The organism is Streptococcus oralis (genome assembly GCF_019929345.1).
Taxonomy (GTDB): domain Bacteria; phylum Bacillota; class Bacilli; order Lactobacillales; family Streptococcaceae; genus Streptococcus.
This window is the reverse complement of record NZ_JAHZPJ010000011.1, coordinates 19,863-37,314: the sequence shown is the minus strand read 5'-3', so window position 1 is coordinate 37,314 and position 17,452 is coordinate 19,863. Positions and strand designations below refer to the sequence as shown.

General features: G+C 41.5%; 20 protein-coding genes and 1 pseudogene. All 21 read right to left on the bottom strand.

Going from position 1 to position 17,452, the window contains the following annotated elements; all coding sequences use genetic code 11:
* A pseudogene (rseP, locus tag K1I97_RS07670) lies at positions 1 to 1,256 on the bottom strand (RIP metalloprotease RseP).
* Between the two features lie 15 nt (positions 1,257 to 1,271).
* Positions 1,272 to 2,075, bottom strand: a complete 804-nt coding sequence (locus K1I97_RS07665; RefSeq protein WP_223332051.1) for a phosphatidate cytidylyltransferase — start codon at positions 2,073 to 2,075, stop codon at positions 1,272 to 1,274.
* 8 nt (positions 2,076 to 2,083) lie between these two features.
* Positions 2,084 to 2,842 (bottom strand): isoprenyl transferase, encoded by a 759-nt coding sequence (locus K1I97_RS07660; protein WP_223332052.1) that lies wholly within the window; start codon positions 2,840 to 2,842, stop codon positions 2,084 to 2,086.
* Positions 2,843 to 3,052: 210 nt separating this feature from the next.
* A complete protein-coding gene (locus K1I97_RS07655; protein ID WP_223332053.1) occupies positions 3,053 to 3,637 on the bottom strand; it encodes a nucleotidyltransferase family protein in 585 nt (194 codons plus the stop codon).
* A complete protein-coding gene (ruvB, locus tag K1I97_RS07650) occupies positions 3,618 to 4,616 on the bottom strand; it encodes a Holliday junction branch migration DNA helicase RuvB (protein ID WP_084867907.1) in 999 nt (332 codons plus the stop codon). Before ruvB ends, K1I97_RS07655 begins: the two co-directional genes overlap by 20 nt.
* Before the next feature lie 384 nt (positions 4,617 to 5,000).
* Entirely contained in the window at positions 5,001 to 5,417 is a 417-nt protein-coding gene (locus K1I97_RS07645) for a GNAT family N-acetyltransferase (RefSeq protein ID WP_223332054.1), read from the bottom strand.
* A gap of 11 nt (positions 5,418 to 5,428) precedes the next feature.
* Positions 5,429 to 6,124, bottom strand: a complete 696-nt coding sequence (locus tag K1I97_RS07640) for a GNAT family N-acetyltransferase (RefSeq protein ID WP_223332055.1) — start codon at positions 6,122 to 6,124, stop codon at positions 5,429 to 5,431.
* Between the two features lie 154 nt (positions 6,125 to 6,278).
* A complete protein-coding gene (locus K1I97_RS07635) occupies positions 6,279 to 6,692 on the bottom strand; it encodes a YjdF family protein (RefSeq protein WP_216728606.1) in 414 nt (137 codons plus the stop codon).
* A gap of 139 nt (positions 6,693 to 6,831) precedes the next feature.
* Positions 6,832 to 8,064, bottom strand: coding sequence for an acyl-CoA thioesterase/BAAT N-terminal domain-containing protein (locus K1I97_RS07630; protein ID WP_223332056.1), 1,233 nt, complete (start codon positions 8,062 to 8,064; stop codon positions 6,832 to 6,834).
* Positions 8,065 to 8,119: 55 nt separating this feature from the next.
* Positions 8,120 to 8,575, bottom strand: a complete 456-nt coding sequence (locus K1I97_RS07625; protein WP_223332057.1) for a MarR family winged helix-turn-helix transcriptional regulator — start codon at positions 8,573 to 8,575, stop codon at positions 8,120 to 8,122.
* 91 nt (positions 8,576 to 8,666) lie between these two features.
* Complete coding sequence (leuS, locus tag K1I97_RS07620) at positions 8,667 to 11,168, bottom strand: leucine--tRNA ligase (RefSeq protein WP_223332058.1); 2,502 nt, start codon at positions 11,166 to 11,168, stop codon at positions 8,667 to 8,669.
* A gap of 156 nt (positions 11,169 to 11,324) precedes the next feature.
* A complete protein-coding gene (locus K1I97_RS07615) occupies positions 11,325 to 12,020 on the bottom strand; it encodes a histidine phosphatase family protein (protein WP_000049280.1) in 696 nt (231 codons plus the stop codon).
* A 236-nt stretch (positions 12,021 to 12,256) separates the two neighbouring features.
* Positions 12,257 to 13,594, bottom strand: coding sequence for a PFL family protein (locus tag K1I97_RS07610; protein WP_223332059.1), 1,338 nt, complete (start codon positions 13,592 to 13,594; stop codon positions 12,257 to 12,259).
* Positions 13,595 to 13,603: 9 nt separating this feature from the next.
* Entirely contained in the window at positions 13,604 to 13,870 is a 267-nt protein-coding gene (locus K1I97_RS07605; protein WP_223332060.1) for an ACT domain-containing protein, read from the bottom strand.
* A gap of 263 nt (positions 13,871 to 14,133) precedes the next feature.
* Positions 14,134 to 14,520 (bottom strand): 50S ribosomal protein L17, encoded by a 387-nt coding sequence (rplQ, locus tag K1I97_RS07600; protein ID WP_000331493.1) that lies wholly within the window; start codon positions 14,518 to 14,520, stop codon positions 14,134 to 14,136.
* 11 nt (positions 14,521 to 14,531) lie between these two features.
* Positions 14,532 to 15,467: a DNA-directed RNA polymerase subunit alpha gene (locus K1I97_RS07595; protein WP_223332061.1), complete on the bottom strand. Its 936-nt coding sequence runs from the start codon at positions 15,465 to 15,467 to the stop codon at positions 14,532 to 14,534.
* Between the two features lie 42 nt (positions 15,468 to 15,509).
* Positions 15,510 to 15,893 (bottom strand): 30S ribosomal protein S11, encoded by a 384-nt coding sequence (gene rpsK, locus K1I97_RS07590; RefSeq protein WP_001118385.1) that lies wholly within the window; start codon positions 15,891 to 15,893, stop codon positions 15,510 to 15,512.
* A gap of 17 nt (positions 15,894 to 15,910) precedes the next feature.
* Entirely contained in the window at positions 15,911 to 16,276 is a 366-nt protein-coding gene (gene rpsM / locus K1I97_RS07585; protein WP_000090781.1) for a 30S ribosomal protein S13, read from the bottom strand.
* Positions 16,277 to 16,293: 17 nt separating this feature from the next.
* Positions 16,294 to 16,410, bottom strand: coding sequence for a 50S ribosomal protein L36 (rpmJ, locus tag K1I97_RS07580; RefSeq protein WP_001808836.1), 117 nt, complete (start codon positions 16,408 to 16,410; stop codon positions 16,294 to 16,296).
* 24 nt (positions 16,411 to 16,434) lie between these two features.
* The gene (gene infA / locus K1I97_RS07575; protein ID WP_001029883.1) at positions 16,435 to 16,653 is read right to left on the bottom strand and encodes a translation initiation factor IF-1; all 219 of its coding nucleotides are present in this window, start codon (positions 16,651 to 16,653) and stop codon (positions 16,435 to 16,437) included.
* 116 nt (positions 16,654 to 16,769) lie between these two features.
* Positions 16,770 to 17,408 (bottom strand): adenylate kinase, encoded by a 639-nt coding sequence (locus K1I97_RS07570; RefSeq protein WP_001050433.1) that lies wholly within the window; start codon positions 17,406 to 17,408, stop codon positions 16,770 to 16,772.
* Positions 17,409 to 17,452 lie beyond the last annotated feature (44 nt).

The window sequence follows — 17,452 nt, the reverse complement described above, 5'->3', positions numbered from 1 at the left end:
TTAAAAGAAGGTTCGCATGATGTCATTCCAAGTCACGGCGAGCATCAAAACGACCATAATGACAACCCCAACTAGAGTGACATAGGTTTCAATTTCTTGTTTAAGGGGTTTACGGCGGATAGCCTCTAGGATATTGAGCACAATCTTTCCACCATCCAAAGCCGGAATCGGAATCAAATTAAAAATTCCGATATTGATGGAAATTATAGCTAGGAAATAGAGGACATTCTCAATTCCATTTTTAGCAGCATCGCTACTTGCCTTAAAAATGGCAACGGGCCACCGAGTTTGTTCAAATCTGGATGGAAAATCAAGTTTTTCAGAGCCGAAAGGATACGGAGCCCTGAGTCAGCAGCGGTTGTAAATCCACCAACAAACATGGACAGGAGGTCTGACTTGACTCTCGGTTGAACCCCGAGAATATAACGTCCTTGATTTTCTTCTGGAGTCACCGTGACTTGTTTTTCGCTACCATTTTCAGAAATAGTCACATCTAAGGTCGGGGCGGTCTTGTCCTTGGTATCTGCTTCCACAGCCTGGGTCAAGTCTTGCCAATCCTTAACCTCATGCGAGCCGACCTTGGTAATTTGAGCGGTCTCAGCTACGCCTACCTTAGCCAAAGCTCCCTCTGGCATGACATGAAAGAGATTTGTCTGAGTATCTCTAACACCGCCTTGTAAAAAGATTAGGATCCAAAAAACAACGACTCCTAAGATAAAGTTGTTCATAGGACCTGCAAAGTTGGTGATGAGCTTGCCCCAGATAGAAGCATTTTGATACTGTACATCCAGAGGAGCGATGCGCACTTCGGTTCCATCTGCCTCAACAACTGTTGCATCGTGATCCACTGCAAAGGTCTTTTCTTCTTCCAAGACCAAGCCCTTGATAAAGAGCTTGTCTTCAAAGTCAAACTGAGTTACCTGCATAGGGAGAGCTGTTTGATCCAGTTTCTTCCCAGATAGATTGATTCGTTTGACCTTACCATCTTCGGCAAGTGTTAAACTGACCGGGGTTCCTGTCTTGATCTCCGTCGCATCATCACCCCAACCAGCCATACGAACATACCCTCCTAAAGGAAGGATCCGAATGGTATAAGCAGTTCCGTCCTTACCGATATGGGCAAAAATCTTGGGGCCCATACCAATAGCAAACTCACGGACTAAAATGCCTGATTTCTTGGCAAAATAAAAATGTCCAAACTCATGCACCACCACAATAATCCCAAAAACGAGGATAAAGGTTAGCAATCCAATCATTCAATATTCCTTTCTTTAAAACAGGCCAAATAAGTGCATCATTGGAAACACAATCAGCATGCTGTCAAAGCGATCCAACACACCGCCATGTCCAGGGATAAATTTTCCAGAATCCTTAACACCGAAATGGCGTTTCATGGCACTCTCAATCAAGTCACCAAACTGACCTGCCACACTGAAGAAGACGGCAAAGAGGCTCATTCTATAAATTCCATAAGGGAGAGCAACTGTGCTGTCTACAAGCATGAAGATTGCTGTTACCAGTACCGCACCTAGAATACCACCGATAAAGCCCTCAATGCTCTTATTAGGAGAAACTCTTGGTGCCAACTTATGCTTGCCAAAATTCATCCCTATCAGGTAAGCTGCGCTATCTGTCGCCCAGACGATAAAGAGGGCCAGAAGCACTTTGTCAAAACCTGCCACCCGAGCATCTAGTAAGGCATTAAAACCAAAACCAACATAAAAGCTCACAGCAATAGGGAAAACGGCATCTTCAATCGTATAGCTTTTACTGAAGACGGTCGTCCCTAGCATTATGGTAATCAAAATACTATAGGCAACCACATTCCCATCAACAGGCAAAAAAGTTAGGTAATTTTCTAAAGGAACTGTGAGAGCGAAGGTCGCAAAAAGAGTCAAAGCGCCCTCAATGGTCATAGTCTTTAGCCCCTTCATGTGCAAGAGTTCATGGACAGCCAGCATGGCTAACAAACCAATGCCTATCTGCAACAAGAGTCCTCCCACAAACAATACTGGAAGGAAAATGGCCAGAGCCAATACTGCAAACAATGTTCTCTTTTGTAAATCCTTGGTCATATCTTCTCCTAAACTCCTCCAAATCGGCGATTGCGATGGTTAAAGGCAGCAATAGCTTCCTGCAGAGCAGCTTCATCAAAATCAGGCCACAGGGTATCTGTAAAGTAAAGCTCGCTATAGGCTGCTTGCCATGGCAAGAAATTACTCAAACGCAACTCACCACTCGTACGGATAATCAAATCAGGATCCCGCAAATCCTTTGGCAGGTGCTGCGTGAAAAGATAGTCCCCAATCATATCTTCTGTGATGTCGCCAGGATTGATTTTGGCGTCTAGAACTTCCTGAGCCAAGCTCTTAAGAGCCTGCGTGATTTCAGCACGACCACCGTAGTTAAGCGCAAAATTGAGAATCAAGCCCGTATTGTTCTTGGTCAATTCCTCCGCTTTTTTCAAAGCTTCAAAAGTCGGCTTAGGCAAACGGTCTGTCTCCCCAATCATCTGAATCTTAACGTTATTTGCGTGCAATTCAGGAACATAGTTATCATAAAATTCGACTGGCAAGTTCATGATAAACTTGACTTCTTGATCTGGGCGTGCCCAATTTTCCGTTGAAAAGGCATAGACTGTGATAACCTTAACTCCCATCTTGTTAGCTGCCTTGGTCACCTTTTGGAGGGCTTCCATTCCCGCCTTATGACCAAAAACCCGTGGTTGCATCCGTTTTTTAGCCCAGCGACCATTTCCATCCATGATGATCCCGATGTGAGCAGGAACCTGTGTTGGAACCTCAACTTCTACAGCTTTATCTTTCTTAAAAAATCCAAACATGATCATATTCCTATTCAAAAATCTATCGTTTCATTATACCATATTTCCCTATTTTCTTCTATTGCTAAGTTACTGCCCCTGCTTGCAGATAGACAAAAAATAAGCCGCCTGATTAGGCGACTTTATTTTATAGGGAGATTATTATGAAAAAGTTTTAGGAGTTTAAGTTAAGTTTCTCTTAACTTATGAACCTAGTATACCGTCCCTAACTTAAATTTTTCTTAAGTTTTTTGAAAAAGTGAGATTTTTCCATTTTTCTTGCCAATTTTTCTTGGACAAGCGTTCTTGATAGAGCTTCATTCGGTCCTCATTCTCTAAAAAATGAGGAGTTGGGGAAACTTGAAACTTTAAAATATCCTCTAAACCATAGGGCGCAAAGGGCTCTAAAGTTGCATCGGCATGCAAGCGAAGACCTATCGCCGTACAGCGCTCAGGATACTTACTCATGGCATCACGAGAACTCGTGTAAGGCGCTGTGTGGGGACTGTGCAGATGCATATAGACCTGATTTTTCAACTCCCACTGATACTGAGGGAAATCTTCTCTCAGCTTTTTTTCTAGGGATACTGTTTCCTCATAAGAAACATCTGGATCAAAGAAAATCACATCCACGTCCGTTTCATGATCAAAAGGCGATTTGTCTGACAATAGATTCCAGATGAAATTCCTGACAGAACCTGCTGCCAACCACGAGTCTTTCAGATCAAGATCACGAATGATGGTCAGAATGGTCATCATATCTGGATTTTCTCTGAAAGCATCTAGAATTTCTTGTTCATTTTTCATTGTATTCATACCCTAAATGCTCATATGCCTTAGCTGTCGCCACCCGTCCAGAACGAGTTCGCATGATGAAACCTTTCTGAATCAGGTAAGGTTCATACATATCTTCTACCGTCTCACGCTCCTCTGCAATATTAACAGAAAGAGTTCCTAAACCAACTGGACCACCACCGTACATCTCAATCATGGTACGAAGGATTTTTTGGTCTACATAGTCCAAACCTTCATGGTCTACATCTAACATGGTCAAAGCCTTATCGGTAATGACATCATCGATAACCCCATTTCCCATAATCTGGGCAAAGTCGCGCACGCGCTTGAGGAGACGATTGGCGATACGAGGAGTTCCACGACTGCGTAAGGCCAACTCAGCTGCAGCTTCATGAGTGATTTCCATCTCAAAAATATCTGCCGTTCGTTCAACAATCTCCGTCAAGTCATCATGAGCATAATACTCCATATGACCTGTAATCCCAAAACGTGCTCGCAGAGGATTTGAAAGCATCCCCGCACGTGTCGTTGCACCAATCAAGGTGAATGGTGGCAAGTCCAAATGAACACTGCGACTGCCTTCACCAGCACCAATCATGATATCAATGTAGAAGTCCTCCATGGCACTATAGAGCACCTCTTCCACCGACATGGGCAAGCGATGAATCTCGTCAATAAAAAGGACGTCTCCAGGTTCCAAATCATTCAAAATTGCTACCAGATCACCCGCTTTTTCAATGACAGGACCAGACGTTTGCTTGAGATTGACTCCCAGTTCATTGGCAATAACAAAGGCCATGGTCGTTTTCCCCAAACCTGGTGGCCCAAATAAGAGTACATGGTCCAGTGCTTCATCCCGCATTTTGGCAGCTTCGATAAAAATTTGCAGCTGATCCTTGACCTTATCCTGCCCAATATATTCACGTAAATACTGAGGACGGAGGGTACGTTCTACCAACTCCTCATCCCCCATGATTTCATTGTCTAAAATTCTACTCATGGCTCTATTATATCAAAAATCCAAGCCACAAACAAAAAAGCCACCTGATTGGGTGGCCTCTTTAGGGAGATTATTATGAAAAAGAAAAGTTTAGGATTTCATTAAATAAAGTTAGGAGGTCTTTATTTAATGGTTATATAATACAAGATGAATCTTAAAGCTAACTTAACTTTTTCTTTGATTTATCATTTTTTTAAAAATTTTTTTCCAAATGGATTTTTCCTCCCCAAGCCACAAAAAAGTCACCTGATTGGGTGACTTCTTTAGGAGATTATGATGAAAAAGAAAAGTTTAGGATTTCATTAAATAAAGTTAGGAGGTCTTTATTTAATGATTATATAATACAGGAAAAGGCTTAAACTTTACTTAAGAAAAAATAATTTTTTATCTTTTTCGATCCACCCAAATCATTCCTGTACAATCATAAGTAGATAAGGTTTCAAATCCCAGAGAACGATAGAATCCCAAGGTTTTTTCTGTCTGTTCGGTCACCAGTTGGACTTGATAGGCATCTTTGAAATCCTCTAAAGCCTTTCTCATTAGGGCACTACCAATCCCTTGGCGCTGATAGCTAGGCAAAACGATCAAATCCTGGACAAAAATCGATGAAAAGCCATCTCCGACTAAACGGGTCAAGCCCACCACAGCATCGCCATCATGTGCCAGATAAATCGCTAATGAATGAGACAAGGCCTTCTCCAACATCTGAGGTTGATGGGTATAATTTGTCCAACTGACTGCCTGATAGAGATGCAAAATATCCTCTAGCTTGACGATTTCTTGCCTTCTAATAGTAATCATCTCAATACCTCTCAGAATTCTCTTAAGCTCTTGTGCTGCCGTCCATCTTTATCAAAGTTTTCAGGAGCCAGCCATGCTTCCAAACGGGCTTTGACTTGAGGCCAGTCCTTATCAATCATAGACAACCAATCCGTATCTCGAGTACGCCCCTTATAAACGACTGCCTGGCGGAAAGTTCCTTCATAGACAAAGCCCAAACGTTCCGCAGCTCGTCTTGATGGGAGATTTAGAGCATCGCACTTCCACTCATAGCGACGATAGTTGAGCTCCTCAAAAACATAGCTAGCCAAGAGATACTGGGCTTCTGTTCCTAGCCTCGTCCTCTTAAGAGCCGGTGAAAAGGTGACAGCTCCCACTTCTATTACACGGTTATTCTGATCAATGCGCATGAGAGAAAAAGTTCCCAAGGCCTTACCCGTTGCCTTGTCTATAATCACGTAGTAAAATCGATCCTTACGAGCCAACATCTGATTTAAAACGGCAACCAGTTCCTCCATGTCTGCCACTGGCTCCTGAAAGAGGTAGGTCCACATCTCCCGAGGAGTATCTGGACCATAAACAGCTAGCAGATCCTCCGCATGCTTTTCCACTAAAAGAGCTTCTATCCGAGCGTAGCGCCCTTCTAAGAAATCAATGGAAGGCAATTCACCTGGTGTATAACCTTCCATTGACTCACCAATCATCTGACCATATTCGTTTACTGGCATCGTTTTTCTCCTTGTTCATTCCTTGAATATAGTATAACATATCTTAATGAAAATTTTAGGAAACACTTGGTTTTCGATTCAACAATGCAAACTCCTCTTATAAAAATCATCCCCCCAGTTTATGGAGGAATGATCAAATATGGAAACGAGTGAGTTAATGCCCCTTGTGCTTCTCTCTACGTTTTTGCTGTTTGCGTTCAAATTTCTCTTGCTTGAGCAATTGCTTTTGGAGACTAGACTGTTGTTTTGAATACTTTTTTCGTTCGTCATACTGCAACTGCAAGAGCTCTTGTGACTTAGAAGAAACTTTCTGCTTCACCTGTTTCTTTACAGCTCGCTGCAGACGCTTCGGATTCTTAATCTTCACATGCTGTTTGACTGTTGCCTCTGGACTAAAAGATAACCGAGCAAACTGAGTCTGTAAAAGTTTCAAAATTTCATCCTCTTTTGGTTCCTGACCAAATGTCACACGACAAACTTGATAAGTTCCCTCATACTCTTGTTCAAACAATCCATGCCAAAATCCATCTTCAAAATAAACTGTCAAGCCAATTGAAACGATTTCCACGACAGCACCTCCTTAAATCTATCCCTAAGAATGGACAACCAAGGAGGAAGGTTACTGATAGGCTTGCCTACGTCTGGACTACCAACCAGAACTGTGTTTTTATCTTAGTTGGGACTATTATAGCACGGTTCAGCACTATCTACAAATTTTTCAGATGTGTATCAAAAAAATTTATCGTGGCAAACCAAGAGTCTACACTTTCTTTCATTAATAAGCGCCAATCTTTTCGATAACGATGATTCGGTTGATAAGCAACCGTCAACATATGCCCCGTTTCATGGTATTTTTTAAACAAAATGGATTTCCCTTTATAATGTGAAATAATATCATCTATCGCGGATGACGCATTCCATATTTCATCAACATCGCTTCCTAGCAATAATAAAGGAGAGGAAATTTTACTCACATCAATCCGAGCCCTACTATCTTCCGAAATATGTTTTCCAAAAAACTTGTTTAACAAATAATTTCCTAGTTGAAATTTTTGATACGGAAGTTCTTTTTGCAAATATGTCCAAGAAGATGAATGAGAGTTGAGTTTTCCCTTTATTCCTTCAAATATTACATTTGAGGGGGAATTGAGTACCAAACATTGCACATCATCCAAAATACTTTGTCCAGCTAGAACAAGCTCTGCTCCTTTAGAACGACCATATATTCCTATTTTTGTATTATCAACTTGAGGATGATGATATAGAAAATCTTTCGCTTCCTCCAGACATTCTATCGGAATTCGTTCTAAGTTTTGGGGTAATCCCTCTAAACCAAAATAAGCTATCGCAAGACAAATATAGCCTCTAGAAGATAAAAGTTGGGCAATGTTCTGAGCTTTTTCAATTCTTCCCTCACTACCGCTAACAATAATCACGGCTGGCGCCTTTCTTAACTTTTCATCATAAAATAATCGACCTTGAAAATGCTTATCATAAATATCTTGATACCTTATTCCCAGATTCATATAACGCCTTACAAAACTTTGCTCCGCGACCACATCTTTCCCCAGCCTGATTTTAATTTCAACACCAAAACAATCTCGCAATGGAATTCTATCAAGAGAACTGGGTAATCTCCTTTTCCTATTCTTCAACGGTTTCGCATTAAAGAACAAGCCCATTTCTGAAACTCCTTTATAAGATCCCGAAATAGATGCTGTTTGAGAGGTGTCAATCATACCGTCCTGATCAGATAAAAAAATTGCAGTTGATTTCCACATGACATCATGATCTAAAAGTAAGGGAGCATTTATACAGTAATAATCAGATAGGTACATTTCTACACAATACCTTGTCCTTGGTTCTAAACCATTGATAGTAATATAAAAAGATTCATCTGCTAAATCAGTTTGTGAAATCAGTTCAATGTTTACAGTCATATCTTCTCCTTTTGTTAATATACTTAACAACTAAATTTAAAATTTACCGTGACTTTCACCACGGCAATCCTCCCCATACATTTTCAATATCATCCATCAATTTCACAACTGTTTGAAGCTCCTCCTCGCTATAGTTGTTTAAAACTGAAAAGACCGATTCTTCAATATATGCTTGTTGCTCCTTATGGATTTTAAAAACTTCGATACCTTTTTCAGATAATCTCAAATATTTATTTTTCCCATTATTCGGAGCAAAATCAAAAACAACTAAATTTTTTTGAATTAATCTACTAACACTTTGAGTTATTGCACTTCTCGAAACTTTTAATAATTCAGATAATTTCACTAGATTTAAGGGCTGATTTTTCCCAATCACAACAATCAAATGTACCTCATTCAACGTAATGGATTTGTCAATACTAATTTTATGTTGTGTTTTTTTTAACTGTTCAAACGCTAAAATAAATCTATTGAAACGATTATTAAATGTAATAAATTCTTTTTTATCCATAATCTCTCTTTTCTTTGTTAATTATATTAACAAAATAGAAACTTCTTGTCAAATAAAAATCCTCCAGATTCTACTCTGAAGGATTCATATCTTATTTCACAACAATATTTACCAGCTTGTTAGGTACCGCAATCACCTTCACGATTTCCTTACCATCAATTTCCGCTTTAACTTTTTCATCCGCTAGAGCGATTTCTTGCAATTCTTCGCGTGATAGGTCTTTAGCAACCATGAGTTTAGCACGAACTTTACCTTTGATTTGGACGACGATTTCGATTTCGTCTTCAACCAATTTGCTTTCGTCCCATGCTGGCCAAGCCACGTAAGAGATGGACTCACCTGTTACTGCAACTGTTTGCCAGAGTTCTTCTGCTAAATGAGGTGCAAATGGGGCAATCAATTGGATAAAGCCTTTGGCGTAGTCCACATAGAGTTTGTCTTCCTTATTAGCAGCGTTGACAAAGACCATAAGTTGGGCAATGGCTGTGTTGAATTTCATGGATTCGATTTGCTCAGTGACAGATTTGACTGTTTCATTGTAAACCTTGTCAAGAGCACCATTGTTTTCCGCAACAATTTCCTTACTTGTAATCAAACGGTAAACACGGTCAAGGAACTTACGGCTTCCTTCCAGACCTTCCTCAGACCAAGCGATGGAAGCGTCAAGTGGCCCCATGAACATTTCATAAACACGAAGGGTATCGGCACCGTATTGTTCCACTACGTCGTCTGGATTAACAACGTTCTTAAGAGATTTAGACATCTTGGCTGGTGCTTGCTCCAACTCTTCTCCTGTTTCCACATGGAAGAAAGAACCGTCACGTTTTTCAACCTTGTCAGTCGCTACAAGAGCTCCACGGTGGTCACGGTAGCTTGTTCCCAAAATCATCCCTTGGTTAAAGAGTTTTTGGAATGGCTCTTTGGTTGGAACAACACCAAGGTCATAGAGGAATTTATGCCAGAAACGAGCGTAAAGCAAGTGAAGAACGGCATGCTCTGCACCACCCACATAGATATCTACTGGCAACCATTGTTTGAGAAGATCCTCATCGGCCAATTTTTCTGTGTTATGTGGATCGATATAGCGGAGGTAGTACCAGCTTGAACCTGCCCATTGTGGCATGGTGTTGGTTTCGCGACGACCTTTGACGCCATCCTCACGAGTCACTTCAAGCCAGTCTGTCAAGTTAGCCAATGGACTCTCCCCTGTACCTGAAGGGCGGATGTCCTTGGTGACTGGCAAGACAAGTGGCAATTCACTCTCAGGAACAGCTGTTGAAGTCCCATCTTCCCAATGAATGATTGGAATTGGCTCACCCCAGTAACGTTGACGGCTAAAGAGCCAGTCGCGGAGACGGTAGGTGACTTTTTCTTGACCGCAGCCTTTTTCTTCCAACCAAGCCACAATCTTAGCAATAGCGTCTTCTTTGTTAAGGCCATCTAGGAAGTCTGAATTGACATGAAGACCGTCTTCTGTGTAGGCAGCTTCTGCTACATTACCACCTTCAAGTACTTCTACGATTGGAAGGTTAAATTGTTTGGCAAATTCCCAGTCACGTTGGTCGTGGGCTGGCACGGCCATTACCGCACCAGTTCCGTAGCTAGCAAGAACATAGTCTGCAATCCAGATTGGGATTTCCTTGCCATTGACAGGGTTGATGGCATAAGCACCAGTCCAAACCCCTGTTTTTTCCTTAGCAAGGTCTGTACGAGCCAAGTCTGACTTCAGACTAGCTTGGTGTTTGTAGTCTGCTACAGCCTCTGCTTGTTCTGGACTTGTGATGGCATCTACTAGTTCATGTTCAGGAGCTAAGACTGTGAAAGTCGCACCGAAAAGAGTGTCAGGACGAGTAGTAAAGACGGTGAATTCCTTGTCTGTTCCTTTTACTTTGAAAGTTACATTGGCACCAGTTGATTTCCCAATCCAGTTACGTTGCATGTCCTTGATAGACTCTGGCCAATCCAACTCATCCAAGTCATTAAGCAAGCGCTCTGCATAGGCCGTGATTTTAAGCATCCATTGACGCATCGGTTTGCGGACAACGGGATAGCCACCACGCTCAGAAGTTCCATCAGGAAGCACTTCTTCGTTGGCGATGGCTGTTCCCAACTCTTCCACCCAGTTTACTGGCACTTCGGCTTCATAGGCCAAGCCTTTTTCGTAAAGCTTAGTGAAAATCCATTGTGTCCACTTGTAGTAGTTTGGATCTGTTGTGTTGACTTCACGGTCCCAGTCGTAAGAGAATCCAAGCGCATTGATTTGACGTTTGAAGTTGGCAATGTTTTCCGCCGTAAATTCTGCTGGGTCATTCCCCGTATCCATAGCGTATTGCTCTGCAGGCAAACCAAAGGCATCCCATCCCATTGGGTGAAGGACATTGTAGCCTTGCGCACGTTTGTAACGGCTGAGGATATCGGTTGCTGTATAACCTTCTGGGTGTCCTACATGCAATCCAGCTCCTGAAGGATATGGGAACATGTCGAGAGCATAAAACTTCGGTTTTGATGCATCTGTTCCTGTCTTAAATGTATGATGTTCTGCCCAGTAGCCCTGCCACTTAGGCTCAATTTCTTTATGATTGTAAAAACTCATGCTATTTCTCCAATTTTATGATGTTACTATTATACCATTTTTGAGGGAATTTGAAAGACGAGAAATGTTCTTTTAGACTTGGATAACAAGAAATACTGAGTCGCAAATCCAACTTATTTAACAGGAAAAAAATTAGCTCCTAATCGGAGCTAACTTCTATTGATTATTTGTCTCTTCCATCTTCTCACGCCCTAGTTCTCGGTAACTACGGTCACCAACAACTTCTACGCTAAACTGCCCGTCCTCATATTCAAGGATCGTCACACTACCATTATCGAGACCATGCGGATGCATGCCATTAATCAGATAAACAATGGTCCCAATGGTCATTCCATGGCTTACGACGAGAGCATTGCCTCCACCTTGTTCTTCCATTTCTTTGGCAATCGCTTCAAAGCCTTCCTTGATTCGACCACTGAGTTTTTCCCAACCCTCAGCCCAGCCAGCTGTATCAACCTCTACCAAGCCTTCTGCTAGCTCTGCATAGGACAACTGATGAACATGGTCTACATTGAAAATTCTCGGAATCAAGCCCATAAAGAGATCCCCATCATAGGCCCCATCAAAACTACCAAAGCACCACTCTCTGATGCGCTTGTCCATGCGGTAAGGGATTTTCCCCTGCAAGCCAAGTTCTTCTAGGATAATTCCCATGGTTTGAATGGTGCGCCCTGAATCACTGGAATAAGCGCGGTCAAACTGCAAACCAGACTCTCTCAAGCCAATTCCCAGTTCATGAATTCCCAACTCACCTTCTGCGGTCAGAGGCGTATCACTCCATCCCTGAGCACGTCCAATCGTGTTAAACATCGTTTTCCCATGACGGACCAAGTACAATCTTACTTTAGACATTTTCTATCCTCCATTTTCTTCTATTATATCATGGAACAAAGAAATATTCGGCTTTCAAAAGCAAAGCCAACATTTGTAAATTACCCAAAAGAAAAGCTACCCTCATGGTAGCTTCCCTAGGAGATTATTATGAAAAAGTTTAGGATTTCTATTAAATAAAGTTAGGAGGTCTTTATTTAATGATTATAGTATACACAGTCATCCTTAAACTCAACTTAAATCTTCTCTCTTTTTTATTAATTTTTAAAACTATGGATTGGAGCTGGGATTTGCCCACCGCGAGAAATGAAATCAACAGACGAAGCCCCGTTGACTTTCATCACTGGAGCTGTCCCTAGCAATCCACCAAACTCAATCATATCGCCTTCTTTGCCCTTTGGAATAATACGAACAGCTGTCGTTTTCATGTTAATAACACCGATTGCCGCCTCATCCGCAATCATAGCTGCAATGGTTTCAGCAGGCGTATCTTCTGGAATGGCAATCATATCCAGTCCAACAGAACAGATAGCTGTCATGGCTTCTAGTTTCTCTAAATTCAGAGAGCCATTTTGCACCGCAGCAATCATCCCCTCATCTTCAGAAACGGGGATAAAAGCACCTGACAAGCCACCGACTTGGTTACAAGCCATCACTCCACCCTTCTTAACTTGGTCATTCAAAAGAGCGAGGGCAGCCGTCGTCCCATGCGTACCAACTGTTTCTAATCCCATTTCCTCAAGGACACGTGCCACAGAGTCTCCAACTGCAGGAGTTGGTGCCAAACTTAGGTCTACAATCCCAAAGTCAACTCCAAGGCGTTCGCTCGCCATTTGACCGACCAGCTGACCGATACGAGTAATCTTGAAGGCTGTTTTCTTGACTGTTTCCGCTACTACATCAAAACTCTGACCACGAACTTTCTCCAAGGCGCGTTTGACAACACCAGGACCTGAAACACCAACATTGATGATGACATCTGCTTCACCGACACCATGGAAGGCCCCCGCCATAAAAGGATTGTCCTCAACAGCGTTAGCAAATACGACCAACTTAGCCGCTCCCATATCTGATAAGTTCGCTGTTTCCTTGATGATACGTCCCATATCAGCGACCGCAGTCATGTTGATGCCTGACTTAGTTGAGCCAATGTTAACAGACGAACAAACCTTGTCTGTCTCAGCTAGAGCGCGTGGGATAGAATTGATGAGAATTTCATCTCCTTTTTGGTAGCCTTTTTGTACCAAAGCTGAGAATCCACCAATAAAGTCAACACCAATCTCCTTGGCAGCCTTATCAAGAGCCTTTGCCAAAACAAGATAGTCTGTCGCATCAGTCGCAGCACCAATTAAAGAAATCGGAGTCACCGATACCCGTTTATTGACAATAGGAATCCCAAGTTCTGCAGCAATTTCATCTCCAACAGCCACCAGATTTGCAGCTTTAGTGGTGATTTTTTGGTAAATTTTTTCAGCAGCACGTTCGATGTCAGGATCAATACAGTCCAAAAGGGAAATCCCCATGGTGATGGTTCTGATATCGAAGTTCTGCTCCTCGATCATGGCAATGGTTTCTGTAACTTGTCTAATATCCATAGCCGCCTCCTAGATATTATACATAGCGTCAAAAATCGCCGCACTTTGAATATTGATTTTGACATTCAAGGTCTGACCGAAAGTTTCAAACTCATTTCGCAGAGTTGTAAAATCCTGTTTTTCATCACTAGATACGACAGCCATCATCGTGAAATATTCATCCAAAACGGTCTGAGAAATATCGTCAATATTTAAACCCAATTCTGCAATCTTGGTAGCCACACCTGCAACAATACCAGCCTTGTCCTTGCCAACCACTGTAATAATAGCCTTCATCTTTAGACTCCCATTCTACGATTATTAGAAAAACTGAACGTTTTTGATTCTCTTTTTCCTTAGTATAGCATATTTCCGAAAAAAATACTAAAAAACGCCTGCTTACGAAGTTGTTCTTAAACAAAAAACAATTTCGTAAACAAGCGTCTACCCTATCAAATGATGATGAGTGTTCCCGCTAGGACCGAAGTCCCAGCGGTAGACCAGAGCTAGACTAAGAGCACAAGACTCCATCATCATAACACTCAACAAAATTGATGATTTTATACTAATTCGATGATCGCCATTGGCGCAGCATCACCACGACGTGGTTCAGTTTTAAGGATACGAGTGTATCCACCGTTACGTTCAGCATAACGAGGTGCGATTTCTGAGAACAATTTTTGAAGTGCTGTAGTAGAAGTGTACTTATCAGTTGCTTCATCATAGTTTTCAGATGCGATTTCATTACGTACGAAAGCAGCTGCTTGACGACGTGCATGCAAATCACCACGTTTACCTAGAGTAATCATTTTTTCAACAGTTTTACGGATTTCTTTAGCACGAGCTTCAGTTGTCACGATTGATTCGTTGATCAAAAGGTCAGTTGTCAAATCGCGAAGCATTGCTTTACGTTGTGAGCTAGTGCGTCCTAGTTTACGGTAAGCCATGTATTCCTCCTTTATTTATCTTTTAATCCAAGACCCAAGTCAATGAGTTTGAGTTTCACTTCTTCCAAACTCTTGCGTCCAAGATTTCGTACTTTCATCATCTCTGCTTCAGATTTTTCTGTCAAATCATGCACAGTGTTGATACCGGCACGTTTCAAACAGTTGTATGAACGCACAGACAAGTCCAGTTCCTCAATCGTACGATCCAAAATACGATCGTCAGATTCAGTATCAGCTTCTTTCATCACTTCAGTTGACTTAGCAATCTCAGTAAGATTTGTAAACAAATCAAGATGTTCTGTCAAGATACGTGCTGAAAGCCCTAAAGCATCTTCTGGAATAATTGTTCCATTAGTCAAGATTTCAAGGGTTAATTTGTCAAATCCATCATTGCTACCTACACGAGCAGGCTCAACTTGATAGTTGACTTTTGTAACTGGTGTATAAATAGAATCTACAGCAAGTGTTCCAACTGGTGCATTATCTTTTTTGTTTTCATCAGCAGGTACATATCCACGACCACTGTTAACAGTCATTGTCGCTTTTAGAGAAGAACCTTCACTGATTGTAAAGAGATAATGATCTGAATTTACAATTTCAATATCACTGTCAGTCAAAATATCTCCAGCTGTAATTTCAGCAGGACCTTCAACGTCAAGCTCAATGATTTTTTCGTCTTCAACGTATGATTTCACTGCAATCCCTTTAATGTTCAAAATGATTTGCATCACATCTTCACGAACACCTGGAACTGTGTCGAACTCATGCAAGACACCTTCAATGTTGATAGATGTCACTGCCGCTCCTGGTAGAGAAGCTAGTAGTACACGACGAAGAGAGTTACCAAGAGTTGTACCATAGCCACGTTCAAGTGGTTCGATTACAAACTTGCCATAATCTTTATTTTCATCAATTTTTGTTATATTTGGTTTTTCAAACTCGATCATTTAGTTACTCCCTCTTAAACGAAAAGCAGTGTAATGCAATGATTATACACGGCGACGTTTTGGAGGACGAGCACCATTGTGTGGCACTGGAGTCACATCACGAATTGCTGTTACTTCAAGACCAGCGGCAGCAAGCGCACGAATAGCTGACTCACGACCAGAACCTGGACCTTTTACAGTAACTTCAACTGATTTAAGACCGTGTTCTTGTGCAGATTTAGCAGCAGCTTCAGAAGCCATTTGAGCAGCGAATGGTGTAGATTTACGAGAACCTTTGAAACCAAGAGCACCAGCTGATGACCAAGCGATTGCATTACCATGCACATCAGTAATCATAACAATAGTGTTATTAAATGTAGCGTGAATATGAGCAATACCAGATTCGATATTCTTTTTCACACGACGTTTACGTGTTGGTTTAGCCAAGACTTTTACCTCCTATATTATTTTTTCTTACCAGCAATCGCAACAGCTTTACCTTTACGAGTGCGAGCGTTGTTTTTAGTGTTTTGTCCACGGACAGGAAGTCCACGACGGTGACGAATACCACGGTATGAACCGATTTCCATCAAACGTTTGATGTTCAAGTTTACTTCACGACGAAGGTCACCTTCAACTTTGATTGCATCTACTTCACGACGGATAGCATCTTCTTGATCTGATGTAAGGTCACGTACACGAACATCTTCTGAGATTCCAGCAGCAGCCAAAATTTTCTTAGATGTTGCAAGTCCGATACCATAAACATAAGTCAATGAGATTACTACGCGTTTGTCATTTGGAATGTCAACTCCAGCAATACGAGCCATGTTTTCTCCTTTCTATCTTATCCTTGACGTTGTTTGTGTTTTGGATTTGCTGGGCAAATTACCATAACACGGCCATTACGACGAATTACTTTACAGTATTCGCAAATTGGTTTGACCGATGGTCTTACTTTCATTTCTTATCCCTCCAAGTTTTTCGATTATTTAAAGCGGTAAGTGATACGTCCACGTGTCAAGTCATATGGACTCATCTCGACAGTAACACGATCTCCCGCTAAAATACGAATATAGTTTTTACGAATTTTACCAGAAACTGTTGCTAAAATCTGATGTCCATTTTCAAGTTCAACCGTAAACATTGCGTTAGGCATTGTATCGACTACTTTGCCTTCAACTTCAATCACATCGTCTTTTGCCACGCAAAAGCACCTCCATAAATTTCGATTCGATGCCTCTGAAAACAGAGACAACAATTATAAGTCAGACTATCTCAGTATAACATTTGTAGCGATTTTTTGCAAGTGTGAAAAACGCTTTATTTCAAATTTGTCAATACTTTTTCGATGTCTTTAAACACATCGTTGATATCTTGATTTCCTTCGATATCGTGGACTAATCCTTTAGCACGGTAGTGAGCAATGATTGGTTCACCTTGAGCGATATTGACATCCAAACGACGCTTCACTGTCTCAGGTTTGTCATCCTCACGTTGGTAATAATCTTCTTCTTTGTAGTCAACTGGTGGGTTGAAAACTTTGTGGAAGGTTTCACCTGTTTCGCGGTGGATAATACGGCCACTCAAACGTTCCAAAAGACAATCTGGGTTCACTTCGATATTAATCACACCTTCAAGTTCAATACCAAGTTCAGCCAATGTTTTGTCTAAAGCATGAGCTTGTTCGATAGTACGTGGGTAACCATCCAACAAGAAACCTGTTTCTTTGATATCATCCTGTGAAAGGCGTTCTTTAACAATTCCATTTGTAACTTCATCTGGAACCAACTCACCTTTATCAATGTATGACTTTGCAAGTACACCCATTTCAGTTTGATTTGCCATAGCAGCACGGAACATATCTCCAGTTGAAATGTGTGCCACGTGAAATTGTTCCACAATTTTAGCTGCTTGCGTTCCCTTACCTGCTCCAGGTAAGCCCATAATCAAAAGATTCATGATAGGATCTCCTTATTTTGTATTTAAATAGAAGCAGAAAACTT

Excerpts from the sequence above, each read along its gene's own strand:
- K1I97_RS07665 (WP_223332051.1), bottom strand. The coding sequence starts at position 2,075 with ATGACCAAGGATTTACAAAAGAGAACATTGTTTGCAGTATTGGCTCTG.
- K1I97_RS07660 (WP_223332052.1), bottom strand. The coding sequence starts at position 2,842 with ATGTTTGGATTTTTTAAGAAAGATAAAGCTGTAGAAGTTGAGGTTCCA.
- K1I97_RS07655 (WP_223332053.1), bottom strand. The coding sequence starts at position 3,637 with ATGAATACAATGAAAAATGAACAAGAAATTCTAGATGCTTTCAGAGAA.
- ruvB (WP_084867907.1), bottom strand. The coding sequence starts at position 4,616 with ATGAGTAGAATTTTAGACAATGAAATCATGGGGGATGAGGAGTTGGTA.
- K1I97_RS07645 (WP_223332054.1), bottom strand. The coding sequence starts at position 5,417 with ATGATTACTATTAGAAGGCAAGAAATCGTCAAGCTAGAGGATATTTTG.
- K1I97_RS07640 (WP_223332055.1), bottom strand. The coding sequence starts at position 6,124 with ATGCCAGTAAACGAATATGGTCAGATGATTGGTGAGTCAATGGAAGGT.
- K1I97_RS07630 (WP_223332056.1), bottom strand. The coding sequence starts at position 8,064 with ATGACTGTAAACATTGAACTGATTTCACAAACTGATTTAGCAGATGAA.
- K1I97_RS07625 (WP_223332057.1), bottom strand. The coding sequence starts at position 8,575 with ATGGATAAAAAAGAATTTATTACATTTAATAATCGTTTCAATAGATTT.
- leuS (WP_223332058.1), bottom strand. The coding sequence starts at position 11,168 with ATGAGTTTTTACAATCATAAAGAAATTGAGCCTAAGTGGCAGGGCTAC.
- K1I97_RS07615 (WP_000049280.1), bottom strand. The coding sequence starts at position 12,020 with ATGTCTAAAGTAAGATTGTACTTGGTCCGTCATGGGAAAACGATGTTT.
- K1I97_RS07610 (WP_223332059.1), bottom strand. The coding sequence starts at position 13,594 with ATGGATATTAGACAAGTTACAGAAACCATTGCCATGATCGAGGAGCAG.
- K1I97_RS07605 (WP_223332060.1), bottom strand. The coding sequence starts at position 13,870 with ATGAAGGCTATTATTACAGTGGTTGGCAAGGACAAGGCTGGTATTGTT.
- rplQ (WP_000331493.1), bottom strand. The coding sequence starts at position 14,520 with ATGGCTTACCGTAAACTAGGACGCACTAGCTCACAACGTAAAGCAATG.
- K1I97_RS07595 (WP_223332061.1), bottom strand. The coding sequence starts at position 15,467 with ATGATCGAGTTTGAAAAACCAAATATAACAAAAATTGATGAAAATAAA.
- rpsM (WP_000090781.1), bottom strand. The coding sequence starts at position 16,276 with ATGGCTCGTATTGCTGGAGTTGACATTCCAAATGACAAACGCGTAGTA.
- rpmJ (WP_001808836.1), bottom strand. The coding sequence starts at position 16,410 with ATGAAAGTAAGACCATCGGTCAAACCAATTTGCGAATACTGTAAAGTA.
- K1I97_RS07570 (WP_001050433.1), bottom strand. The coding sequence starts at position 17,408 with ATGAATCTTTTGATTATGGGCTTACCTGGAGCAGGTAAGGGAACGCAA.